The organism is Leptospira sanjuanensis (genome assembly GCF_022267375.1).
Classification (GTDB): Bacteria; Spirochaetota; Leptospiria; order Leptospirales; family Leptospiraceae; genus Leptospira; species Leptospira sanjuanensis.
The window spans coordinates 621,943-645,448 of sequence record NZ_JAIZBH010000001.1; the positions used below are offsets into that span (position 1 = coordinate 621,943).

A 23,506-nucleotide genomic window follows, 5' to 3' on the forward strand; every position below is an offset into this window, starting at 1 on the left:
TTTAGTTTAGAGAATGGAAGTCCTCCGGACTGTCAATGAAATCCAGCCTGGTTCCGGAAGGAGTTTTCAGGATTAACGAACCGTTTTCGTTCAATCCTTCGAGGATTCCCGTTTGTAAACTTCCGTTTTCGGTATAACTAACGGATTGTCCCTTCCATAAAAGGAGTTCGTTTAACAAAATGAGTTCTTTTTTTCTTCCTTCGGAATCCTTCCAAAGAAGGATCGCTTCGTTTAAAAACGGAATCAGCTTTTCCAAGATCTCGCTTTTTTTGCCGGCGCGATCCGGGTTCGTGTTTAAGAAGCCGGCATCGCTCAGATGCGAAGGAATTGTTTCGTTTTTGCCGAACAGATTCACTCCGATTCCTACGATCAACGTTACGGTCGAACCTTCGACCTCGGACTCTATTAGAATTCCTGCAACCTTTTTACTGCCTCGATATAAATCGTTCGGCCATTTGATTTTGATGTCCCGAGCGAGTTCGGGGTAAACGGAAAGAATCGCTTTGCAGAGCGCGGTGCCAATAAAAAGAGAAAGTCCCGGACCCCCGTCGAAATTCTCCAGACCGATTTTTCCGGAAAAAATCAGGGATTCTTCGCCGAAGACCTCCCACTTGCGGTCTTTTCTTCCTCGTCCTGCGGTTTGTTCTTCGGCGACAATCCAGGTTCCGTGCGGGAACTCCTTGCTTTTGATCACCGAGTTGGTCGAGGTTACGGAATCTAAGAAGATCCCTTTTTCCGGTTGGAGCAATATGTTTTGCATGGCCAATACGATTCTTGTGTCTTTGGATTAGGCAAGTAGAAAAAGGGCTGACCTGCAAACGTTCATTCCGAAAGAGAGAATCGCGATGTCGAGATGGAATCGTTTTATTCTCGGAATCTATGACCTACTGACAGTTTGGTGGAAGAGAAGGATCGCTATGGGTATGAGTTCCCGCAGTTTCAGTAAAACCCATCGGATACGAGCATTTTGTTGGAACTGTTACAATGCATGAAAAAACAATACAAGGCTTCCCTTCGGATTAAATTTTAAGGCGGTTTATAAATATTTATTGTTTGATTATATTTTGGTTTGACTCCTTTTTCGTTTTTTGCATTTGTTTGCGTATGAAATCAATTGTGAAGTCGCATCTAACGTATTTATCTATAACCCTTGTTATACTGTCTTTGACAGTTCAATGCAAGCCTCCGGAGAATACAAACGAAGATCCGGCGATTGCTTTAATCGCAGCCGCGGCGGCTGCAAATCCTAATTCGTCGAGTAGCGGAAGCGGTAATTTAAGAGTCTTTGTTACATCGAGTTCTTACAATGGAAATCTCGGCGGAATCAACGGAGCCGACGCAAAGTGCGCGAGCGATGCGAATAAACCTTCCACCGGAACGTATAAGGCTTTTATTACGGGGGATTCCGGTGCCAGCGGACGCAGATACGCTTGCATCAACGACGGCGCCGTTTGTCCAAGTAATCCTGCAACCGGCGCTAAAAATTGGATCTTACAAGCGAATAAGGATTATTATCGAGCCGATCAAACTACCAAGGTGTTTACTACAGACGCAAACGGTTTGATAACTTCGATTACAAATCCCGTGCAGGCTGCTGCGGATGCTTTTTGGTCGGGCTTTGTAGCAAATTCTGCAACCGATTGGTCTATCGCAAATGCGTGTATTACAGGTGGAATGGCATGGACTGATACATCGGGCGTTAATAATGGAAATACCGGTCTCGCGAGTTCCGCCGCTTTTGCACAATTGAAGGCGGATAGTATTCCAAACTGCAGCGGAACCAAAAAACTACTCTGCGTAGAACAATAAGTCCGCGATCGACAAGCTTTTTAACCGGGTTGTCTTGTTGGAACAAACACATTTCGAATGAATATCGTTCGTAAATTCTTTTATAAAAGTCTGCGTCTTTAAGATTTTAAGGCCGCAGGCTTTCTAAACGGGTTTCCCTTAGAATTTTTATTTTTAAAGCCAAAGAGAAACGAAACCGTTTTCTTCTTCGTTCTGCGATAATATCGCGATAAAGATTCTCCGATCGGATGAAACAATGTCATTCTGGAAATTGAATCTCATCGCTACTAAATAAAAAAGCCCCGAATCGTTCGGGGCTTTTTTGATTCTCTATTCTTCCTTTGAAAGAATGGAGATTTTCTAGAAATCGTGAGAACGCTTATTACAGCCGCGTCCTCAGCCGATCGTATTTTAGAAAAATCTAAAGTTCCGATCAGCCTTTGTATCTTTCGATCAACATGGATCCCGCGATCCCGCCGTGCGCGCACGCTGTGATCACGACCTTGTTAGCGGAAGAATCCTCTTTCAAGTCCATGATCGCGTTTGCGATCAGACGGATTCCGGTCGCGCCGAAAGGGTGACCGATCGCGATGGAACCGCCGTTCGGGTTGATTTTCTTTGCGTCGAAAGATTTTTCCCAATCCCAACCGGTATCCATTTTGATTTGCTCGAGAGCTCCGACCGCGGTCGCGGCAAACGCCTCGTGGATTTCAACGTAATCTACATCCTGGATCTTGATTCCTACGTCGCTTAACAAAGCTTCGGTAGCGGCAGCTTGCCCGATTCCCATATTGTTCGGGTGAACACCTTTCATGTGCCATCCGGTTACGACCGCTTCGATTGTAAGACCGAGTTCTTTCGCTTTTTCAACGGTGGTAACGATCACACCCGCAGCTCCATCGGAACGAGGGCTTGCGTTGAAGATGGAAACCGTAGGTCCGTGGGATTTTTTAAGATCCTTCGCGTATTTGGTTTTGAATTCTTCGAACTTCATTCCTGGGTTGTCGAACATAAGCATCGCGCGTCCCATACGGGTAGGGTTTTCCACCAAACCTTCACGAAGACCGACCGCTTCGTCGATAGCAAGTTCGTTACCGTCTTCGTCTTTCATCGGAATGATGTAAGGAGCGTATTTTCCGGCTTTAGAAGCTTCTAATGCTCTTTTGAAGGATTCGAAAGCGAGTTTATCCTGGATCTCGCGGGAAAGACCGTAGTTCTGTGCAACGATCTCGGCAGTTACCTGCATACCGTACGAAGTTTCTCCGTCTCCGAGTCCGTCTTCCAGAGTGTCTCTGAGCTCGACGCCTTCGGGAAGGTTGTCAGGAAGAAGTTTTTTGAGTTTATCGAGAGATCCCGCTTTTTTGTTCAAACGGGCGTTTTTAACGATAAATGGCATGGACGTTTGAGATTCTTCTCCGATTGCGAGAAACAATTCTCCCTCACCGAGAACGATTCTACGAGCCGCTTCCGCAACCGCTTCCATACCGGAAACGCAGTTGTTCGCAACGGTGATACAAGCGATTTCGTCTCTCATTCCGACGAGGTTCGCGATCACTCTTGCGGAGTTAGGCGCGTTGCTGAATCCTTCTCCAACAACCACTCCGTCGATTTGGGACGGTTTCAATTTGCTTTTAGCGAGAATATCTTCTGCGACTATTTTCCCCAGGTGATGTCCAGGGTATGGTCCCAGAGCTTTCGCGATCTGAGCAAAAGGAGTTCTTCTTGGCGTACAAAGTGCCAATGGTTTCGTTAATTTCATTTTCTTTCTCCAGACTTCAAATTCTTAATAAATCCTATATTCACTTTTGAGAATATTCAAAATTCTCAACGTAGTCGCCTACGAGTCTTTGAAACTCTTCGGGAGCTTTTTTCGGACGGGACTTGGCGACCGAAACCACCAATTGTTCGTCCTGAACCGCAAAGTATCTCAGACCGGTTTCCGCATCCGTAACTTCATGCCTCATATAGCTCCGGATTTTTTCAAAAGAATGAATCCATGTGCTGACCTTGATTCTTCTTCCCGCGGGTACGGGATGAAAGAATTTAAAAACGCCGCCCATAAAGAACATCGTGGTATCCATTTCCACGAAACGATCGAGGGTTAAACCGGTTTCGGTCGAAAAAAACCAACGTGAATCCTCGACGATTCTCCAGAGATACGCCGGGTTGTATTCGCCGAAAATGTTTCTCTCGCTGTAGAGAGTGATCAATTCGGTGTCCACGGTTTTGCAGGTTCCCCGAAAATCGGGAATTTCCTGAAACTGGTCGAAGCCGGTCATATCCGTTTTTTCCAAAGGAAGAAGGTCGATCGGGCTTCCTCCTTTTTCCGAAAACGTAAGCGTTTTGATCTCGGCCGCGGTGATACCCGCGTCCGATAAAACTTTTTGATCCCAAAAAATTCTACCGTCTTTCAAAGGGAACGCCTTCGTTTCCGTTCTCAGATTTGCTCCTTCCATCTGCTGCGCAAGGAATCGAATTTGAGACTCCAAAGGATGGATTGCGATCCCTTGAGACAGAATCTCCCTGAGGGAAAAACCGTTCTTTTCCAAAGTCCGAAATCTGCCTTCGAGGCAGAAATTCTCATAAGTCCTGCTGGTCACATGTCTTTGTGTGTCCAGATCGGATACCCGAGTCACGAGTTGAAGTTCATCCGCGATCATATCGGCCCTCCGTAAATTGCGAAATGGAGCGAAAATTGTATTCCCTCACATTTGTCTTTGGGAAGATTCTGACCCTAGTTTAGACCGAGCTAAAATAAGATCAAACAAAAAAATACAGAACGTTCGTTCTGTTTTTTTATCCTATTCTTTCAAAGTCATTGACAGAAGAATTTTCAAGTGGGATAATGAACTTGTAGGAATCGGAATAAACGGCGTTCGATCATGAAAACTCAACCTCGTAAAAAGAAAGAATCCGGAATCGGAGTTCGCGAAAGGATTTTAGACACGGCAACTTCTCTTTTTTACAAACAGGGATTTTCCAATACCGGAATGAGACAGATCATTCAGGAATCGAATTCCGTCGCGGCCAGTCTTTACGATCATTATCCTTCCAAAAAAGAATTGGGTCTTGCCTATCTCGCGCGTCAGGAAGAGAAAACTCTCAGCGATCTTCAAGGTTTGATGGATCGTTATCCCGACCTCGGAGAATTTCTGCGGGCTTGGGTGATTCTTAAGGAAAAACAAATCCGTCACGGTGAATTCGTTGGTTGTCCGTTTGCCGGATTTGCGAGTCAGGTTATGGATTCCGATCCGGAATACACCGAATTCTTAAAAGACATCGTAAACAAATGGACCCGCATGATCGGTGATTATCTGCAAAAGGCGATCGGCTCCGGTCAACTCAAAAGAAACATGGACATTCAATACGTCGCTAGAAGAATTCTCATGGCGTATCACGGTTCCGTAACGATGTGGAGAATGACCCACGAACTTCGGTTTATTCGGGAAATGGAAGATTCCCTCCGCGAAATCACGGAAGAATATAGAATTCTTTAAATTCTCCGCGCCTCGCGGAAAATTCCTTCAAAGACGATTTCCAAATCGACGTCTTGTCCCGCAAAATCGTTTTTCAAAGCTGCTTTACGAAGAATCAAGAATTCCGAATCCTTTCCATTTTAGTAACCAGTCCAAGAATCGAAACGAATCTTCCGGTATGAGAAACAAGATTTTACACTCCATCATCGCGGTTACGTTTCTATTTGCTGGATGTCATGATACGAACGGCGATTCCGATTCAAAAAACAAGAAAGGAGGAAAGATGAAATACGAAGTCAACAAGTCCGAAGAGGAATGGAAGAAAGAACTTACACCCGAAGAATACAGAATTCTCAGAGAGAAGGGAACCGAGATGGCGTTTACCGGCGCCCTTTACAAAAATCACGATAAAGGAACGTATGTTTGCGCGGCTTGCGGCGCGGTCTTATTTTCCTCAGAAACGAAATACGAATCGGGTTCCGGCTGGCCTTCTTTCTATCAACCCGCAAAGGAAGGAGCGATCGAAGAGGAAAGGGATACGAGTCACGGAATGACGCGAGTCGAAGTTCTTTGTTCGAAATGCGGAGGACATTTGGGCCACGTATTTCCGGACGGGCCGAGACCGACCGGGCTGCGTTATTGCATCAATTCAGCTTCTTTAAAATTCAAGAAAGAATAAGCTCGAACTAAAACCGTACATCTACGATGAACGGTTGTGCACAATCACGGAATTTGAGGGAAGAACGTTCCGTCATTCGACTTCCCGGAAAAATTCTCCCGTTCGTTTTTTGATTTTCAAGCGGTTACTCGAAGAAAATAATACCTAAAACCGGAATCCACCGGGAGTAACCTCATGAATGACCATCTCGCATACGTCTCCGACAATCGCTCCGTACGAAACCCGTTCCTCCAATTCTTAGCGGAAAAATGGTATACGATTCTTTATCTCTGGCACGCGATCATCGGAATCTTTACGAAATTGGAAGATTCTCCCGAAGGAGATAAGCGTCCGGTCGTTCTCGTTTCGGGGTTTTTAGGTAGAACCCTCTCTTGGGAACCGATGCTCAAACATCTTTCCGCAAACGGTCATCCTGTTTACGTTGTTCCTCTCGGGTTTCAAGTCGGGAACATTCGAACCAAAAGCAGGATTCTCGAAAATTATCTGATCGAAAAGGACATTAAGGACTGCTACATCGTAGCTCATTCGATGGGCGGGCTGATTTCCGCAGGTCTTACGTATAAAGGAAGAGACCGCGTTAAGAAGATCTTTATCGCCGGAACTCCCGTTCGCGGAACGTATCTCGCGTACGCGGCTCCTATGTTCATTTGCTGCTGGCAGATGATGCCGAATTCGAAATTCATCCGGGAAGTCGGCGACGTTTTCGAGAAGCTGCCTAACGTGCAATCCGTTTTTACGAAGAAGGATCAGATTATTCTTCCTTCCGAAAATTCTCGCTTGGGTCATTTCGACGACGTGGAACTTCCCGAAGCGGGTCATCTCAATTTGTTTATGGGACCGTTGGGAATCGAGTGTTTGTTCGATCTCATCACCGCCGAGGAGAATAAGGATCCGAAGCCGGTCGTTAGAAAAGTGGAGTCGGTCAAACAGGAAAGCGGTTCCGTAAAACAAGGTTTAGGCGACCGAGGTTCGTCGAACGTTTCCCAATCCTCTTCTCCAAAGCCCGGATCTTCCAAATCTGCAAAACAAGCTCCTAAGAAAAAAGCGCATGCGAAGAAGTCGGTTTCTTTGGCTTCGAAAGTCTCTAAACCCGTTGCAAAGAAAAAAGTTCCGGTTAAAAAGAAGAAACGTTAATACGAAACGAAATGTCAGGTTTTATAAACCTGACATCCCCCCAAAAACAAAAAAAGCCGCCTTTGATTTTACGATCGATCTGTCTCAACCTGCTCATTAAAAATTTGCGGAGACATTCTATTTGGTTCGTTCTACGAAGTTTGTGCATTGTAAAAGTTTTTCCTCATTCGAGAAACCTTTATTTCGACCTGTAAAATTTTTGACTTATTTATCTTCTTCCGAAACAATGGATTTAGTCTTTGCTCTAAAAATATTATACTTTTTAGGCGGGACGAATGGATTGAGAGTTGCGTATCAAATATGCAAACATGTAAGAACCTGAATGTAAGATCAAGGTCTTACTATTACGCTTTACATCTCGAATAAGATCATGCCATCCGGTTTCTTGGATCCTATCGTATTTCTAAATTTGACTGCAGTGCTTTTTTTTATTTCTCTCGGGCTTTATGTGGCTTATCCAAAACCACGTAAAGCCGTTCAGATTCACTTTAGCCTTTTGACTTTCTGTTTGGGTTTATGGTTTTTATCTTTTATTATAAGGCCTTTTACGCCTCATGCCTATTTTGTACCTTTGATTAATTTGGGTTTTGCGATCAGTGTGCCGGCTCCTTTTTTGATTTTTCTCATTTCCGAATCGTATCATAGGAAGCCGAACCGTTATATACTTTATCCTCATATTGCTTTAGTGACTTATTTTTTTTATAAAGGCGCGACCTTTCAAGTTCTGACAATGGTCTCGAAAGAAGGCGAGCCTTTGCGTTTTCATTTTTCTTGGGTTTACGTTGCCGTAATAGTGCACGCGTTAGTCGCTTCTACGATTGCGATCGGGCGGTTCGGAATTCGGGCCAGGACGACTCGAGGTAAAACAAGAACGGCTTCTATTTTGATGCTCTTGGGGTTAATTCCTCCCTTAATTTCCATAGCGTTGATATGGTATAACCCGACGATGAAAGCCGTTTTTTCACGTGGTCAAGCCGCGATCGGCTGTATTATCGGAATATTAATTTGGTCCATCGCGATTCTAAATTGCAACGGATTTAGGATCCCCGCCTTTAGCTTAATTGAACCTAAGCTTCCTTGGTTTCATAGATTCACTAAACCCGTATTTATAACTATGATGAAAATTTTTGATCCCGAATATTATTCCGAACAGGAATTAAAGCGAAAGAGAAAGATCGCATTGCAGATTCTCATCCACAACAACGAACTTTCCAAAGATCATCAATTGACGGCGAAGGATCGCGCTCTGATTTTAGCCAGGGTGTATGCCAATCATTTACGATAATGAATTGGTCTTAGTGTCTTTATCGGTTAGGCTTTCGATCAATCTGTAAGCGATTTCTAATTCTCTTTTGGAAAGGGTTGTTAGAATTTCGATGATATCCTGAAGTTTTCTATTGGACGCGATTTTTCTGAGAAGTGCGACTTCAGTGTCGATGCTGGCAATTTTTGCCTGAAGTCCTTTGTGCGAAACTTTGGATGGCATCTCTCCTCTTAGAATCCATTCACGCCTATAACCATGAACCATTTCTATAGTGATTGCAGCATCCTCCGGAACTGGAAATCTCCCGCTAAGCCAGCCGCTAATCGTTTGTTTAGACTTACCGATGGTAAAACCAAATTCCCGTTGATTCCCTTTGAACTTGGAAATGATGATTTTTAGTCGTTCTTTTTGTTCGTTCAAAATAAGTCCGAAAGTAATACTTTTTTATTGACAATAGTATTAAAATAATACTTATATCATGCCAGAAGGGTTTCAATATTTCTATATAATCAAAAAACCGGCCAAAAAGCAACCTAAAAGATATACTTTTTTATTTCGGCTTTATTGCATCCATACTTGTTGTCATTACCAGCAAGGAGAAAGGGTTTAGTCGGCAGAGGAAACGGAGAAGTTGATTCCACTACAAGTTTTATGCGATCGACGGTTCATTATTTTCTCTCGATGATTCACTTTTTTTTAGTTATTGATACTTCCTCGTTCATTCCACCCGCAAGCCCTTGCAAAATGCGATTTGAAAGTTAAAGAGATGGAATCGCAAATTTAAGATAATGCAATCTATGCAAAACCAAATTGCGAAAAAATATTCGGATCTTCCGATAAAAGCGAAAATCAACAATCAAAAGTAAAACAGTTTCAAGAGTTAAATTAGTGAATCCAAATATTCTGATCCCCATTTTCACCGGCCTATTGCATTTGCTTTTAGGCGTTTACGTCTTTCGATTAAAGCCAAGACAAAGAACTCAATCTATATTTCTCGTTTTTAATTCGTTCATGTTCGTTTGGCTACTCATTCAAGGTTTAAGAATTCTTCTTCCTCTTGAATATAGGAGTTATGCACTGAATATTACCTTTCTGCCCATGGCTTTTTCACCGTTTACTTTATACATTCTTTGTGCAAAGATCGGGCAGCCGGATAAGAAGATTCCCGCTTGGATCTTGATCTTAGGGTTTTTGGGATTGAGCTATTTTACGTACGCTTGTCTCTTTCATGAGATGGCTGAACTGAAGAATCCTCAGTATTTCGTTTTCGATTTTAATTTAAATTATCACGCTCTTGTGGTTTTTTGCTCGTTTTGGATGCTTTTATCGATTTACGCCGTTCTTCGTAAAATGATCGTTCAGCGCGGCGACTTTAAGGTGAGATTGTTTTTGGTTTTGCTTGGGGCTATCCTCGCTATGCCGATTACAATGGTGTTCGTTTATTTTCTACCTTTGATGGGGATATTTAAACCCTATCTTTCTTCGATCGGATTGGTTGTTGCTTCCGTTTTATGGGCAGTCGCAATTTTACACTATGATGCTTTTGAAATTAAGGCAGGGGTTTATACGGGTGTTGATCTACCTTTGATCAACCGAGTCGCTTCGAGCGGTTTTCTAAAGCTCATGGAAAAATTGGATCCGATGAGATTCATACAAAAGAGTTCAAAGGAAAAGGAAGAAATCACGAAGCAGATTCTAATACAAGATTACAATCTCGCAGTTCAAACTGGTGAACTTTCCGTCGAAAAGAGGGCGAAAATACTTTCGAAAAAATTCGGAAAGTATTTTAGGTAGAACCGCTTGCCTTACTTTTTGAGACGGCTTGGATCATCTGATAAATTAAATTTCTAGTATCGGGCGGAACGTGCTTAAAGAAAGCGATAAGGATTTCTTCCGCTTTATCGTTCGATATTTTATTCCAAAGGAAATCCCGTTTTTTCATTTTTTCCACCGTTTCAGAGCTATCTTCGGTGGCATTTTTTACTTCGGGATAACCTTTGCCTTTGGTAAGCCAAAGCCCGGAGATATGATGAATCGACTCTATTTCGGCGGCGATTTTATCCAAAAGCGGCCGTTTATCGTTGCAGATATAGCTGATGTAGTTTTGCGATTTTCCAATCGAAATCGCAAAATCTTCATCATTCATCGCTAAGATGTTTTTGATCGCATAGCGAAGCCTTTTTCCGGGCGTGGAAAAATCGATGCTTTCTAATGGAATTGTGATTATTTTATTTGACATATATCACAAAATGAAACAGGATCTCCATGGTAAGTATTTTTATTTCGGAATTCAGAAATATGATTTTTATAAATATACTTTAAATTTGCAATTTAAAAAGAAGTTATAAAAAAATAACAGTAATTTTTAAATCAAACAAAATATTAAGAATTTTGAAATTGATTCTCCGGTTTTTATCAATCTGTAACCGAGGGATTCATTAGATAATTGGAAGAGCATTATATCGCGGAAGCACAAATTCAAAATGTTGAAATGGTATGATTATTATGAACTTGAACATGCTTTAGGGACTTTGCCCGCTCTTGCAAATAGCATTCAACAAGCAATTTCCTGGAGAAGTCATAAGAAAAAACCTCCGAAAGAGCTTAGATTAGAAATTTTTCTACGCAGATTGATTCTTAAAAAACGAATTTTGCAACGTAAATATGATTGGACTCGACGAGAGCTAAAGCTCGTATTTTCCGAAAAAATGAATCTACAAGCAAAGCTTTTAGAAAAAGAAATGCGGTTAGGGATCGTCGAACGCGAAAATTTATATATCAAAGATGAGTTGGAGCGGTTGCGTGGTCAGGTGGATAATAATTTTAAAGAAAACGGAAGACATTGAATAAATTGTTGAATTTCTTAAATACGTTGTCAAAAAAGGCGATTTAAGTTCGTTACGTAAGTTGTAATTGTAATTAAAGGCAAAGAATTTTGAAGTATTATTCGGTAATATGCGTATTATTGCTCTTTGGCGGAATTTCATTTCATGAGTTGAGGGCAACTTCCGTCATTACCGAAGCGTCATTTGAATCTTATGATCAACAGAATCTTTCTGCTCAAAAATCAACTACTTTTGAGCACAATGTGGCGATGGAAGCCCGGATCGCTCGAAAAGGCTGGCAGGAAGAACATTTTCGGAATATTCAGTATCGGGAACAGTCCGCTCTTTCTGTCTTGGATTTTAGATTCGAGGATGATTTAAGATCGATTGCATTTGTTCGATCTTCCATTTTCAACATTCTTTCGCATGAATTGTTTCGAACAAATCTCCCATATTGGGAGCCCTATCAATCTTCTTGGTTAAAACGATTTTTGTTTTTCGATGTTTTACTACCGGAAGAAGATAAGGACTTGATTTTCAAATTTGTAATCTCCAAATCAAAGCGAAATTATCTTTCATTTCAAGTAGCATATCTAAGTGATCCGCTCTCATTCTTGTTGGGGTCGGAATTACCCATCCTCCGTTTTTCTTTTTCTCAATCAATCAATCGAAAACTGATGCGTTACTATGCGATTCGTTCGGATGGTCCGCCTCATCATTCTTTTAAGCAGGTGTTTGTATGAAGTTCATTTCTTCTTCTCGTTCCAGAGTCGTCTCCGATTCTTTTCAGCTTAATTCGTCTCTTTACATTGCCAATCGACGCTTCCGCTTTTGGGAACGATTCTCTTCGGCGGTTTTAATCCTCACCTTCTTAGTTACGTTCGCAGTTCCGTTTTCCGAGTTTTCCTCGCTCGGTGCGCAATCGACTCCTCAACTGAACTCGACACGAGCGTTCAGCGGCGCGGATCTTCAACCGTATGTGGATTCAGCGCGATTGCAAACGGATCAATCTTCCTTTATGAACATTCTAAACGGTGGAGAACAAACGGTGGAAGCCGCTTGGGAAGCGCAAGTGAACGCGGAGATCGACGCGATCGTCAATTCCGTTACGGCGAGCGATGCGGTGAACGACGTTTCGGTTTATCAACAAGCGGTCCGTGCTCAGTTGGAACTTCAAAAACAACAAGCAAAGAGTCAATGGCTTGCGGATGCGGCCGCCTTTGTGCAAACGGAACTACAATCGTTTTTGAATGTTCTTTCGCAGAATACTTCGAACAACGTCACTTCTTCGAATACGACCGCCGTGAATACGGTGGACCCTACGGTTCAATCGACGACGGCGGCTCCCGCGACTCAGGAAGTTTCGCCCGCTCAAGCGGCTCAGAGTTACTATCAAGGAGTTCAGGCTTGGGATACGAAGTGGCAGAATTTACTCGCACAACAATCGGCTTGGGAGCAGAATTCTTTGAATGGAATTCAGGATGGAATTCTTCAGTGGAATACCGCGATTTCCGGTTTAGAAAACGATAAATTAGCGTATTTGAATGGAATCGAACAAACCAAGACACAGTGGCTTGCAAACAAGCAGCTGATTCAGGACGCTCAGAACGGAGTTCGAACCGGTCTTCATAATACAATCCTTTCCATTCGCGCTCAGGAAAACCTGTTGAAGTCGAGCGCCTCGAGCGATCCAAGTTTGAATGCAGTGTTTGAAGAGATGGACTCTCTGCTGGATACTCTTCAAAACGCTTTAGATTCGAACGCATCTCTCGGAACTCTCGCCGAGGCGCTCGGAACTTTTTTCCAAAATCAGATTTCGAACGCAAGCGCGAAAGCCGACTATTGGAACATTCAGAAGTGGCAGGAAACATACGCGACACAAACGTTCGATTTTTCTAAAGAAGTGGGAACGGCGAATTTGAGTTGCGATCATACATCCGGAAGCGGATCAAACTGGTGTTTCGGACAACCTGCAGGTTCTCAAGCTGTGACGTACGGAGTCGACGGGAACGTTTACGGTTGGGCGGCGACAAGCGGGGGATTTCAGAGCGTGTTGGTCAGCAATCCCGCGGTTTCGAACAACAGCAGCGCGTCTCGCAGCGAAGGTCATAATCAGGTTGTGTGTAACGGATTGGATGCCGGCGGTGTTTGCTGGGGCGGACATGGAGCCTATACAAACGGAGGAGTTCTTTGCTCCGAGGCGGGAGTTTTAGTTTGCAATAGTTACGATTTATCTTGGGTAGTCGACAACACATATTCCCTTTCCGTCGCAGAATCGTTTAATCAACAACAAATCGCGAACAACAACGCGATTCGTAATGCAATTTTAGGAAACTTTAATGTAGATTTTGCCCAGTCTTCTCAAGCGGGGAACGCACTCGGAGGTTCCACTCCGATTGCACTGGAAACAAAGGTGTATTTAGGAGGAAGCGCTCTAACTTCCTCCAATTGGTATAGCGCACTCGGAACGAACAATCAGGTTCAGATTCAGACGAAATACAAATACATCGATAGTGCGATGCAAGCGAATCAGAATTTTTGGGCGAATCTTTCCTCTCAATTCACGAACATTTCCACCACATTTTTAAGCCTTGTAAATCCTCTGAAAGATTGGGAAGCGCGATCGGCTCAATACGAAACCGAATACGAAGCGAAGCTCGTGGAGCTGGAACAAACAAAACAAAGTACGATTCAGAATTACGATCAGCAAATCGCACAGATGAAGGCGGCACGCGGGAACTGGGTCACCGACGTTTACGGATTTCAGATCGCGGGCATTGAGGGAAGCGCGGATAATGCAAGCAGCCAATTCAGAAGCGGACAAGAAACTTGGGCCGACACGATTTCGATTTTTCAACAAGCGGAATTGAACTGGTATCTCGCGGCAAAAGACAGCATGAGCTCGGCGATTTCCGGGTCGAACGGAGAGGCTCAGTTCCAATCCAATGCGATCGTTCTTGCGGGTCAGCTTCAGAACCAAATCACGAGTTCGGAAACAAATACCACCAATCTTTACAACGCTGCGAATTCCTTAGTGGATTCGTATCAATATTCCGCTGCGGGAAATCTCATACAGCAAGCGCTCGTCAATCAGCAAAACCAAACGACTTGGAACCAACAAGGGGCCAATCTTTCGCAGAGCATCGCGGATTCTTTCGGTAGAAGCGAAGCTTACAAAACCGCAGAATTGAATGCGAGCAACCGGATCAACGCGCTTGCACAAACAATCTATGGAAACGGCGCCTACATCGTAGACAATATCGAAATCAATTCGATTGCGAATCAAGCGAGCGGTTATTCACAAAACCAAACGTTTTGGCAGGATGAAATCAACGGAACCAACGGCGGTTTTAACTTTAATGGCAGAACGAATCTAAGTCAGACGAAGATCACGCAGTTTACAGAATTTAGAGACGACATCGCTTTAGCTACAACCTTACAGACGGAAGTCGTGGATGAAGAACGCGATTTTTTGAAACAAGCGGGCGAATATTTTGAGAAATCGGAACGGTTTCAGGAACTTTCGGAAAAAGCAAAGAGTGAAGGGAAATTCGACGAATCCTCGTATTACATGACCGCGGCGTTGCGCGAAAAGAACAACGCTCTCGGATTTTTAAAGAAAAAATACCATACACTCGGAGACGAGATCACCGATTCCGTGAGCGAACGAGGATTGAATCATACGAGAGAATCCTTTCTGAATTACAGGGACAGCCTGCTTAACAAGAACTTTCAGTCGAGCGCACAACTCACCAAACAGATCCAAGACGGTAAAAACACGGTCGAGGGTATTCTTTCCGAGGGAGCGAGTTACAATCAAATCCAAGGAATGTTGCAAACAGCGCAGAGTCTGAATCAACAAGGTAGCGAAAGCAGAGAAAAGATTGAAAAACTTTTAGAGGAATCTCAAGAATTAGCAAATCGTGATATATCCGGCGGGCTTTTGGATGGGCTGCAAGAGATGATTGCGGCAATTCAAGGGAATCTTCCGCAAACGATCAGCTCGAACGCGGTCACGCAGGCGATTCTCGCACAAGAGAAGGAACTCGCGGAAAAACAAGAAAAAGCGAACGAGCTACTTTCTCACATGAATTCGCTTGTGACGAATAACAACGATTTGGCGGCATTGCAAACGCTGCTGCAAGGCGGCGGTCAGGCGATGAATCTCGCGGCCAATAGCGCCGTCTCGAAATATTTGGACGATTATTCCAAAAAGCTTCAAAAAGATAACGAGGAACGTAGCGCAAACCTGCAGAAGACATTGCTTGATGCTTTGCAGAACGGAGAATCCTACAAATATCTGAGAGATTCCGGGTATGAGTTCCGAGTAGACGGCGACGGCATCAGCGCGTATCGCCAGATTTACAGCGGAGAGATCGTGATCGACGGGAACGCGATGACGAAGGGAAGTTATTCTCCCGAATTAGAATATCAATATATTCGAATTCAAACGAAGTTTAATCCGGGGAACCTAAGCGTGGATATGTTGGATCCGAACGGATCCTTCAACGCGCAGGCGGTAGCCAACCTCAAAGCATATATCGACGATCTTCAAAAGAACGTCGAAACCATGTTCGCACAATTCAGCGACAAAACGCAGGAAGTAAAAGGAGAATATACACAGAATCAGGAGATTCAAACCGAACAAGAGAAACAATACGCTGAAAATCGGGACAGCATATTGTCGATGTTCCAAGGTTTGGAGCCGAATTTTAAACAAACGTTCCAACCGACGATGACCGGTTTGAAAGACTATCATCAGGAAGCTTCTAAATACAGTTTTGAGGAAGGAACAATCTCCGCAAGAGGAAACGTTTTTCAGAGATTGAGCGGGGAGATGTTCGGAGGGATTCTTACCGGCAACGGAGCATATACGGGAAGCCGCGAACTCAAAGGTACGGTGAACATCAAAGGGATTCCCGTGGAGATCAGCTACGGTTCTCAAGACTTGATCGTAGTATCGGGATTTCAAATCGAGAACTTGGGTTACAACTTCAAGCTGAAGGGAACGGGGACTAAATACGCGGGACAAGAACTCTCGAACGTAAACAACAAATATTCCCAATACCAAGAAGATATCGAAGCACGCATTGCCGCGAAAGCGAAGGCAAATGACGCGGAGAAAGAAAGCAAAGGCTTTATCTTTACCATCCTAAACGGAATGAACGGCGGAAGCGGAAGTATGGGCCAACGATTCACACAGGCCGTAAGGAGCGAAGCACAAAGCCGCATCACGGGAGCGGTTGCGGAAGCGACTGGACTTCCCGCTTCTTTCGTAGGGGCGCTTGTGGGCGGTGGAAGCATGAAGGACGCGGTGAAAGCGTTTGAGAAAGCTACGATCAACAGCGCGATCTCCAAAGCGACAGGACTTCCTGAATGGCTGATTTCAAGCCAGATGGACAAGATGAACAAGCCTAAGGAACAATGGTATCAAAGCCAGACGTTTCAGATGGTGACGACGGTCGCAGCGGTTGCAGCCGCTCCGTTTACCGGAGGAGCAAGTCTTGCCATCGCTATGGCGGTGAACGCGGGGCTTGGGGCGGCGACCGGAGCGGCCAGCGGAGGACTGAAAGGCGCATTAGTCGGAGCCGTCGGCGGAGCGGCAGGAGCAGCGGTCCGAAGCTTTACAGGAGGAGCTGTGACGGTCGGTCTTAGCTACTCGGCAGAGAATGGATTCGGAGCATCCGTCGGAGTGGGATACGGCCCTGCGACTGTGAGTGTAGGAATCTCGGAACGTGGCGGAACGACGGTAGACTTAGGCTTAACCAAAGGCGGGTTTAACGCAGGACTCAGCTACAACAGCAAGACAGGAAGTACGAGTGTCAACGCTGGATTTACTTCCAAGAGCGGAACGGGATTGGCGCTCAGCTACAACGAAGGAGACGGATTCGGAGCGAGCTTAAGCAAAAGCTTCAGCAATGGAGTCAACGCAGGACTGAGCTGGAGTGAAAAAGCAGGAGTCGGAGGAAGCATCGGATACGAAGCACCGGGAGACAAAGACAAACCGAAAGATTCACTTGCTAACAAAATGCAAGGAGCCGGTGGAAGTTTAAGCTGGAATCAAAGAGACGGAGTATCGGCGTCGGTTACTGCATCCGGTGGAGTGACCGCAGGAAGCTGGAGTCAATCCGGAGGCTTTCAAGCAAACACGAACTTTCTAAATGACAAATGGAAGGCCGACTTTGTTTCCGGAAAGGCAAAAGAAGACGCAGATGCGCAGGCTGCTTCCAGAGGGGCTCAAAACAAAAACAACGCGGAATCTGGAGCCGCAGCTATCGCCGCTGCAGGGGTTGAAACACAGAGACGAGAGGATGGAATCCTGGATCACATCTTGAACAAAGCGAGCGACGCGTTAGACGGTGGATTGAATTGGGTTGGAAACAAGATTGACGGAGCGATCGACAGCGTGGTTGGAGCTGCGTCCAGTGCTTGGGATGGCGTCAAGGGCGTTGCGTCTGCAGCTTGGGATGGGGTGAAGAATGCGTTTGGTCCGGACAAGGTTGTGATGATGCCGATTGGCGCTGGTTATGCAGAAAATCCAGCAGATCGTCACTTGAGAGTTGGTGAGGATGCAATATCCAGTTACTTAGACAAACAAAGAAGTGAGAATCCGTATTTGAGGAAGGGCGTAATTGAGGGAGTTAAATTCAATGAAGTGGATGTAAGTATGGATCCAAAATATCATAAAAAGCTAATCAATATGGAACTTGAATCCGGAGTTAGCGGAGGTAATTTGATCTTGAATAAAGAAAGTGGAAAATTGTATTACAGAACGGAAGCAACTGGAGCTGATAGTAAATTGATTCCAACGAATCCAAACGAAAGAGTAACATCTCCTTGGACTAAGGTTGAAATGCATACGGATAACCTCAATGGGATCATGTCCGGTGATTATCATGCTGCAAAAGCATCCGCACAGTCTGTTTGGGGACCGGATGGTGGTACGTTTAAAATTACAGATATAACGAAAATGAAATTAGGCGGTAACGAAATTACAACTCGGACCGTGATCAATGGAAAAGAAATCATAGAACATCATCGCCATGTGATGAATCAAATGCCGGATGTAGCATATAACGCTTTTCAAAAGGGGACTCCACTGCCGTATGGAACCCCAATCGCATACACTGGAATTACAGGAAACATGGCTGTGTCGATCGACAATGACAAGAATAGCCCGAGGTTTGGAATGTTGTCAGCTCCGGCATACCATAAGCACACAAAAGTAGATAACGCTGAAACGCATCGCGGGTTTATCAAAGGTGTGACCTTTGGTCCGGAGGTGAGACAATCCCAGGGGTTACCTGCTTTTGACTATACAAGCTATTACAAAGGTAAAGTAATAGATTTATTAACTGGAGGAAAAAAATGAAAAAGAAGTTGATAACGATTTTAATTATATGTTTGGCGGGAACTATGGGGATTTTTGCGGAAAAGAGTCTGAAAGAAAAAGCATATGAGTATTACAGTTCCATCAGTCCTGACTTCAAAAAATATAAATTAGACATGGAACCCGAAAAGATTGAAAGTTTAAGAATGAAAGAAATGACGGATGAAGGAATGCAATACCTTTCTGTGTTTCCTAATTTGCAAACATTGAATTTAGAAGATTCTAAAGTTACAGATGAAGGATTGAAACAGATTTCTGCACTCCCAAAGTTGGATGATTTAACTTTGGGACGAACTAAAATTACGAACAAAGGAATTGAATACATTTCTAAAAGTACATCAATAAAAACCCTTTACTTATATGAAATTGAAGCGATCGATGATGGATGCATTCCTCATTTGTTGAAAATGAAACAACTGAAAACGTTAGAGCTGTCCGGTACGCATTTTTCCGCACAAGGACTGAAAAAACTGAGAAAAGGATTAAAGGCCAATGTGTCGACCAGTGAGTGATTTTGTTTTACAACTGCGAAAGCGATCGTAGCGGAAATACTGCAATGCAATATGTTTTTAAACATTCTTACTTTGGAATATACGGAAAGACTGAAATGTTGCATTGCAGATTGAAGCGGAGAGCGCGGTTTCTCGGAGCGAAAGCGGAGAGAAATTCGCCAAGAGCATCCGTCGGAGTGGGATACGGCCCTGCGACTGTAAGTGTAGGAATCTCGGAACGAGGCGGAACGACGGTAGACTTAGGCTTAACCAAAGGCGGGTTTAACGCAGGACTCAGCTACAACAGCAAGACAGGAAGTACGAGTGTCAACGCTGGATTTACTTCCAAGAGCGGAACGGGATTGGCGCTCAGCTACAATGAAGGAGACGGATTCGGGGCGAGCTTAAGCAAAAGTTTCAGCAATGGAGTCAACGCAGGACTGAGTTGGAGTGAAAAAGCAGGAGTCGGAGGAAGCATCGGATACGAAGCGCCGGGAGACAAAGACAAACCGAAAGATTCACTTGCTAACAAAATGCAAGGAGCCGGTGGAAGTTTAAGCTGGAATCAAAGAGACGGAGTATCGGCGTCGGTTACTGCATCCGGTGGAGTGACCGCAGGAAGCTGGAGTCAATCCGGAGGCTTTCAAGCAAACACGAACTTTCTAAATGACAAATGGAAGGCCGACTTTGTTTCCAAACAAGGTGAGATTGAAGAACTTCAATCGCAAGGTTTGAGTAAGGAACAGGCGACAGCGATTCTGGATGCAGAAGCGAAAGCAGAATCGAAGGCCGCTCAAAACAAAAATAACGCTGAACAAGGTGCAGCGACGATTGCTGGTGCAGGGGTGAGAAGAGAGAATGAAAGCATCCTTGACCACGTTTTGAACTCAGCGAAAGGTGCGTTGGGTGATGCTTGGGATGGTGCTAAGAATGCTCTTGGTTTTGGCCCAGACAAGGTTGTGATGATGCCGGCAATGGGTGGATATGGGGCGACTGGAGACAACAGTTATGTTCAGACTCGAACAATTTCTGAATCCTATGGACCAAATGGGGACGCGCCTCGATATGGAATTGATGGTCCAGAAAATAAATCCATGCTAAGTACTGCTTCCGATTGGTTTAAAACGACTGTATTGGGTAACAAACCGCAAGATTTTGATTCAGCGCTTACATTAATGCGAAGTGGTAGTGCAGATGCAAGACAGGCGGCTGGTGAATGGCTAAATGCAAACGTTGGTAAGATTTCCAAAGCTCAAGATGCTGAAATGCAAATACAATTGCATAATTTAGGAGGTTTGTCATTGTCAAAGTCACAATACGATGAACACATGAAAACTTTATACAAAGACGGTTTGAACTCCTTTGAAAATCAGAAATTGGGTAGAGAATCCTTCCATGTAACAGCGTATGAAAAGGAGACGTTAAGACAAACCTTTGGCTCCATGGTAGATGAAGTATCGGTGCATCAAAAACCAGGAGTATTATTAGGATTAGTGAATGATTTGAAAAATCGAATCATGGGTATACCCGGTGAGAATGCACTTCAAGTTGGCAATTCTATTTATGCTAATGGTTTAACAAAGGTTGATTATAAGCCGGCTAGCGAAATTAGATACGGTTTTGAAAAAAGGGCTCAAGTCTTGAGTCATGAGTATTTTCATGTGTATCAGGACCAGAATAGTAGTACTCATACTTTGAGAGGGATTAGCGATTGGGTCCATGCCGGTTTTGATCATAATACAACCTATAACGGAACTTTGAGCACTGAAAATTATAAAACTTATGAAAAATTAGGAGTATCGGATTTATTAGGAAATCCCAACATGAAATATTACAATGAGGAACGAGTCTACAATGAGCAGAATGCAGATCAATTTTCAAATCAGTTTAAGGAAAATATTTTTAAAAAATATAGCCATTGAATAAGGTGTAATAGATATGAAACGATTAAAGCTTTCGATTCTTATTTTTTGCCTTTTAAATTTGTCGTGCTTCTTTGGTATTTCGGATGGAAATTATGCACCGGAAATCGATTTAACATTAGAATATCAGGGTAAAGATTTGATCTTTCATTTTCATCCATCAAAAGGGAAAGAGACAGGTATTGATGGAATAATTCTTTATGGGGATGAAAAAACTTATTGGGAGATTTTTCTTTCGTTGAATCGATATACAGGCTATAATATAAAATATGGAGAATTGCATCCTAATGATTATCAACATAAAACTCACATTGGACCTTTAGCATTAATCAATGGAAAAAAATACAAAATGTATGTTAATCAAAAAGGAAATATGAATTCTGATTGTTTTCGATTTTATTACGATCCTGAAAATAAATATGGAAAAAAAGATTTCGTAGAAAAATGCGAGTCTCTAAATCCGTGAAACTATATTGAGCCTCGCAAAAACTAACCTTGCGGATATTTTTCTAATATAACGAAACTCTGATTTGATATTGACTTAGTTTTAATCTCAAATCGGGGTTTTGGATTCTGAAATCGCATTCCAAAAGTCGAATTTCACGATCTTTGAATCAATTTTCGGAAACGAAAGAAAAGTCAGGACGTGAGCCAGCGAACTCGTTTTCAAGACGAGTTTTCAAAACGCTCACAACGGAAACGTTAGGCAACGTTTTCGTAATGATAAGTATGGTAAAGCCCGCCGAGAACGGGAGTGGAAATGAGTTTTCCTTTTCCGTCTTTCGGCGGTTTTAAAATCGGAGAAGGAACCGGTGAATCCTTGTTCAACGCAAGATGTGTGCGATGATGATTGTAAAAGTGGATAAACTCTTCCAATTTCTTTTCCAAATGATATTGATTGATCGGAATAAAGAAATTCAAGAACTCATTTCTACAAGTCTTTACCCAACGTTCTGCATAGCAGTTTTGCCAAGGAGATCGAATCGAAGTCTTTTTGTGTTTGATACCGATCCGTTCTAAATAATCGGAAAATTTCTTTCCAAACAGAGAATCGTTGTCAGACAAGAAATATTGAATCCTCTTCCCCGATCTTGTTTGTTTTCGAATCGCACACTTCAAGACTCGTTTCATCCAATTTGTAGTCGGCTTTGTATGAATATCAAAGTGAAGGATTTCTCTTGTTCCAACATGTAAAAAGAAAACGACACGAAAGATCTCTTTAAAATTGGCTGTCATAGGGACAAAAGAAAATAATCAAGTAGCTAACGTTTCCAATGATTCTAAAAGCCCGGGACACGTAGCTATCAAACCTGGTGAAATCGGTTATTCAATTTTGAATTTTTCTGCCGTCTTGGGTGTTGGCCCGAATTTGACTAAAACGGAAATAACAGATCATACTGGTAGAACCACTGTTTCTTGGGACGCCGGAATTTCTTTTGGCTTAGGTGGTGGTATTTCATATACTGAGGGTAAGGTAGATGGACTAGCACAAAATATTAAATCGAAAGATTTTTCGTTCGATTTAGGAATGAATGTTGGTTTAGGCGTAGCTTCGGTAGATTTTAATTTTTATAATCGTTCTAAGGTTTCTGCATCTTTAGGGGGGGCAAAAGCGCTTCCTACTATACCTGGTAAGATAGGAGTAACAGTAACTCCAGGATCAGGCCAAGGATATCCACAATGGACAATAAGTAAATGGGACAAGAAAATTCAGAATGAAAATGAATAAAAAATACATTCAATATTTTGCATTTTTAATTATCATAGTAGCAGGGCATTACTCTCTTTTTAATTGTTCAAAGGTAATATTACCTAAGAATTCTAAAGTGATTTCCTATGTAATTTGGGACAAAGAGACGCCAGAATTGTTTGATCTTACGTTAGATTACTCTTTTCAGAAAAACTTATCCGTATCTAACATTACATTGTATGAAATTGAAAAAGGAAACTCTCCTAATTTTGAAAAATCACTTACGGAATTTTCTGAATGTGCGTTTGGGCTTATCCCAAGGAATAGAGGAGATTTTTCATTAAACGATGCTCCGTTGGTTGTTATGTTAGTCGAAAATCCAATTGATCATTCTCGTTATACTTTTTTGATCGGTTTACAAAATTTAGAATCAAAAGTCGTGTTCATACGCAGAACTAAAATACATTCAAAAGGAGTGAATTATGTTGAATATGAAAACGAGGGGTGTTATCAAGATAAAAATGGATATCAAGGATATATCCAACTAATTCAAGGAGACAAGGCTCTAAAACGGAATATATCGCTATTCGAAATCTTTAAAGAATATCAAGATCTCGAAAACATTCATTCAGACAAATACCCGGACCTTCATTGGCGTTTATTATTTATTAGTTTTGCATTTTTCGGTGGTGTCGGTTCAATGCTAATTCTTTTAATGTTACCTGATCGTACTAGAAATATCCCAAGAAAAAAGAAATTAATTATCGCCATAGCATATGGAACATTTTGTTTAATTATATCAGCATCGCTCTTATTATAGTATGTGAGGAGCACATTCCAAGTGAAA

The 23,506-nt window shown here is 43.0% G+C and carries 19 protein-coding genes and 1 pseudogene; 14 read left to right on the forward strand and 6 right to left on the reverse strand.

What is annotated here, in order from left to right:
* Position 1: 1 nt before the first annotated feature.
* Positions 2-760: a biotin--[acetyl-CoA-carboxylase] ligase gene (locus LFX17_RS02935; RefSeq protein ID WP_238744935.1), complete on the reverse strand. Its 759-nt coding sequence runs from the start codon at positions 758-760 to the stop codon at positions 2-4.
* 404 nt (positions 761-1,164) lie between these two features.
* Here LFX17_RS02935 and LFX17_RS02940 point away from each other — a divergent pair, with 404 nt between their 5' ends.
* Positions 1,165-1,809, forward strand: a complete 645-nt coding sequence (locus LFX17_RS02940) for a DUF1554 domain-containing protein (RefSeq protein WP_238744937.1) — start codon at positions 1,165-1,167, stop codon at positions 1,807-1,809.
* 412 nt (positions 1,810-2,221) lie between these two features.
* Here LFX17_RS02940 and LFX17_RS02945 read toward each other — a convergent pair whose 3' ends face one another.
* Together LFX17_RS02945 and LFX17_RS02950 are read right to left on the reverse strand one after the other, a co-directional pair.
* Positions 2,222-3,547 carry a thiolase family protein gene (locus LFX17_RS02945; protein ID WP_238728809.1) on the reverse strand — a complete coding sequence of 442 codons (1,326 nt, stop codon included), beginning with the start codon at positions 3,545-3,547 and terminating at the stop codon, positions 2,222-2,224.
* Positions 3,548-3,587: 40 nt separating this feature from the next.
* Complete coding sequence (locus LFX17_RS02950; RefSeq protein ID WP_238744938.1) at positions 3,588-4,448, reverse strand: acyl-CoA thioesterase; 861 nt, start codon at positions 4,446-4,448, stop codon at positions 3,588-3,590.
* A gap of 222 nt (positions 4,449-4,670) precedes the next feature.
* On the opposite strand from LFX17_RS02950, the gene LFX17_RS02955 reads away from it, so the two are divergent.
* The 4 genes from LFX17_RS02955 to LFX17_RS02970 all read left to right on the forward strand — a co-directional run bounded on the left by LFX17_RS02955 (position 4,671) and on the right by LFX17_RS02970 (position 8,362).
* The gene (locus tag LFX17_RS02955) at positions 4,671-5,285 is read left to right on the forward strand and encodes a TetR/AcrR family transcriptional regulator (RefSeq protein WP_118957555.1); all 615 of its coding nucleotides are present in this window, start codon (positions 4,671-4,673) and stop codon (positions 5,283-5,285) included.
* A gap of 262 nt (positions 5,286-5,547) precedes the next feature.
* Positions 5,548-5,943, forward strand: a complete 396-nt coding sequence (gene msrB, locus LFX17_RS02960; protein WP_238731486.1) for a peptide-methionine (R)-S-oxide reductase MsrB — start codon at positions 5,548-5,550, stop codon at positions 5,941-5,943.
* Positions 5,944-6,117: 174 nt separating this feature from the next.
* Positions 6,118-7,077 carry an esterase/lipase family protein gene (locus tag LFX17_RS02965; RefSeq protein ID WP_238728816.1) on the forward strand — a complete coding sequence of 320 codons (960 nt, stop codon included), beginning with the start codon at positions 6,118-6,120 and terminating at the stop codon, positions 7,075-7,077.
* A 370-nt stretch (positions 7,078-7,447) separates the two neighbouring features.
* Positions 7,448-8,362 (forward strand): LIC10906 family membrane protein, encoded by a 915-nt coding sequence (locus tag LFX17_RS02970; protein ID WP_238744940.1) that lies wholly within the window; start codon positions 7,448-7,450, stop codon positions 8,360-8,362.
* On the opposite strand, the gene LFX17_RS02975 is transcribed toward LFX17_RS02970, so the two are convergent.
* A complete protein-coding gene (locus tag LFX17_RS02975; RefSeq protein WP_238744942.1) occupies positions 8,354-8,761 on the reverse strand; it encodes a transcriptional regulator in 408 nt (135 codons plus the stop codon). The two genes, LFX17_RS02970 and LFX17_RS02975, sit on opposite strands and share 9 nt — an antisense overlap.
* Positions 8,762-9,229: 468 nt before the next feature.
* Between LFX17_RS02975 and LFX17_RS02980 the strand changes: the two genes are divergently transcribed.
* Complete coding sequence (locus LFX17_RS02980) at positions 9,230-10,135, forward strand: LIC10906 family membrane protein (RefSeq protein WP_238744944.1); 906 nt, start codon at positions 9,230-9,232, stop codon at positions 10,133-10,135.
* Here the strand turns inward: LFX17_RS02980 and LFX17_RS02985 are convergent.
* The gene (locus tag LFX17_RS02985; protein ID WP_238744946.1) at positions 10,128-10,580 is read right to left on the reverse strand and encodes an XRE family transcriptional regulator; all 453 of its coding nucleotides are present in this window, start codon (positions 10,578-10,580) and stop codon (positions 10,128-10,130) included. The two genes, LFX17_RS02980 and LFX17_RS02985, sit on opposite strands and share 8 nt — an antisense overlap.
* Before the next feature lie 244 nt (positions 10,581-10,824).
* On the opposite strand from LFX17_RS02985, the gene LFX17_RS02990 reads away from it, so the two are divergent.
* The 6 genes from LFX17_RS02990 to LFX17_RS03015 all read left to right on the forward strand — a co-directional run bounded on the left by LFX17_RS02990 (position 10,825) and on the right by LFX17_RS03015 (position 21,435).
* Positions 10,825-11,187, forward strand: a complete 363-nt coding sequence (locus LFX17_RS02990) for an LIC_10907 family protein (RefSeq protein WP_238744947.1) — start codon at positions 10,825-10,827, stop codon at positions 11,185-11,187.
* Between the two features lie 149 nt (positions 11,188-11,336).
* Positions 11,337-11,909, forward strand: a complete 573-nt coding sequence (locus LFX17_RS02995; protein ID WP_238744949.1) for a hypothetical protein — start codon at positions 11,337-11,339, stop codon at positions 11,907-11,909.
* Positions 11,906-18,538 (forward strand): TIGR04388 family protein, encoded by a 6,633-nt coding sequence (locus LFX17_RS03000; protein WP_238744951.1) that lies wholly within the window; start codon positions 11,906-11,908, stop codon positions 18,536-18,538. Before LFX17_RS02995 ends, LFX17_RS03000 begins: the two co-directional genes overlap by 4 nt.
* Positions 18,535-19,068 carry a leucine-rich repeat domain-containing protein gene (locus LFX17_RS03005; protein ID WP_238744953.1) on the forward strand — a complete coding sequence of 178 codons (534 nt, stop codon included), beginning with the start codon at positions 18,535-18,537 and terminating at the stop codon, positions 19,066-19,068. Before LFX17_RS03000 ends, LFX17_RS03005 begins: the two co-directional genes overlap by 4 nt.
* Before the next feature lie 44 nt (positions 19,069-19,112).
* On the forward strand, positions 19,113-20,969 hold the full coding sequence (locus LFX17_RS03010) for a hypothetical protein (protein ID WP_238728836.1): 1,857 nt from the start codon (positions 19,113-19,115) through the stop codon (positions 20,967-20,969).
* A 16-nt stretch (positions 20,970-20,985) separates the two neighbouring features.
* A complete protein-coding gene (locus LFX17_RS03015; protein WP_238728837.1) occupies positions 20,986-21,435 on the forward strand; it encodes a hypothetical protein in 450 nt (149 codons plus the stop codon).
* A gap of 236 nt (positions 21,436-21,671) precedes the next feature.
* Here the strand turns inward: LFX17_RS03015 and LFX17_RS03020 are convergent.
* Positions 21,672-22,205: pseudogene (locus tag LFX17_RS03020) on the reverse strand (integrase core domain-containing protein); the annotation flags it as partial.
* On the opposite strand from LFX17_RS03020, the gene LFX17_RS03025 reads away from it, so the two are divergent.
* Both LFX17_RS03025 and LFX17_RS03030 read left to right on the forward strand, forming a co-directional pair.
* Positions 22,195-22,698, forward strand: coding sequence for a hypothetical protein (locus tag LFX17_RS03025; RefSeq protein WP_238744955.1), 504 nt, complete (start codon positions 22,195-22,197; stop codon positions 22,696-22,698). The pseudogene LFX17_RS03020 and the gene LFX17_RS03025 overlap by 11 nt on opposite strands.
* Positions 22,685-23,479 carry a hypothetical protein gene (locus LFX17_RS03030; RefSeq protein ID WP_238744957.1) on the forward strand — a complete coding sequence of 265 codons (795 nt, stop codon included), beginning with the start codon at positions 22,685-22,687 and terminating at the stop codon, positions 23,477-23,479. The genes LFX17_RS03025 and LFX17_RS03030 overlap by 14 nt, the downstream gene beginning before the upstream one ends.
* Positions 23,480-23,506: the final 27 nt, after the last annotated feature.

Excerpts from the sequence above, each read along its gene's own strand:
- LFX17_RS02935 (WP_238744935.1), bottom strand. The coding sequence starts at position 760 with ATGCAAAACATATTGCTCCAACCGGAAAAAGGGATCTTCTTAGATTCC.
- LFX17_RS02945 (WP_238728809.1), bottom strand. The coding sequence starts at position 3,547 with ATGAAATTAACGAAACCATTGGCACTTTGTACGCCAAGAAGAACTCCT.
- LFX17_RS02950 (WP_238744938.1), bottom strand. The coding sequence starts at position 4,448 with ATGATCGCGGATGAACTTCAACTCGTGACTCGGGTATCCGATCTGGAC.
- LFX17_RS02955 (WP_118957555.1), top strand. The coding sequence starts at position 4,671 with ATGAAAACTCAACCTCGTAAAAAGAAAGAATCCGGAATCGGAGTTCGC.
- msrB (WP_238731486.1), top strand. The coding sequence starts at position 5,548 with ATGAAATACGAAGTCAACAAGTCCGAAGAGGAATGGAAGAAAGAACTT.
- LFX17_RS02965 (WP_238728816.1), top strand. The coding sequence starts at position 6,118 with ATGAATGACCATCTCGCATACGTCTCCGACAATCGCTCCGTACGAAAC.
- LFX17_RS02970 (WP_238744940.1), top strand. The coding sequence starts at position 7,448 with ATGCCATCCGGTTTCTTGGATCCTATCGTATTTCTAAATTTGACTGCA.
- LFX17_RS02985 (WP_238744946.1), bottom strand. The coding sequence starts at position 10,580 with ATGTCAAATAAAATAATCACAATTCCATTAGAAAGCATCGATTTTTCC.
- LFX17_RS02990 (WP_238744947.1), top strand. The coding sequence starts at position 10,825 with ATGTTGAAATGGTATGATTATTATGAACTTGAACATGCTTTAGGGACT.
- LFX17_RS03000 (WP_238744951.1), top strand. The coding sequence starts at position 11,906 with ATGAAGTTCATTTCTTCTTCTCGTTCCAGAGTCGTCTCCGATTCTTTT.
- LFX17_RS03005 (WP_238744953.1), top strand. The coding sequence starts at position 18,535 with ATGAAAAAGAAGTTGATAACGATTTTAATTATATGTTTGGCGGGAACT.
- LFX17_RS03010 (WP_238728836.1), top strand. The coding sequence starts at position 19,113 with ATGCAATATGTTTTTAAACATTCTTACTTTGGAATATACGGAAAGACT.
- LFX17_RS03015 (WP_238728837.1), top strand. The coding sequence starts at position 20,986 with ATGAAACGATTAAAGCTTTCGATTCTTATTTTTTGCCTTTTAAATTTG.
- LFX17_RS03030 (WP_238744957.1), top strand. The coding sequence starts at position 22,685 with ATGAAAATGAATAAAAAATACATTCAATATTTTGCATTTTTAATTATC.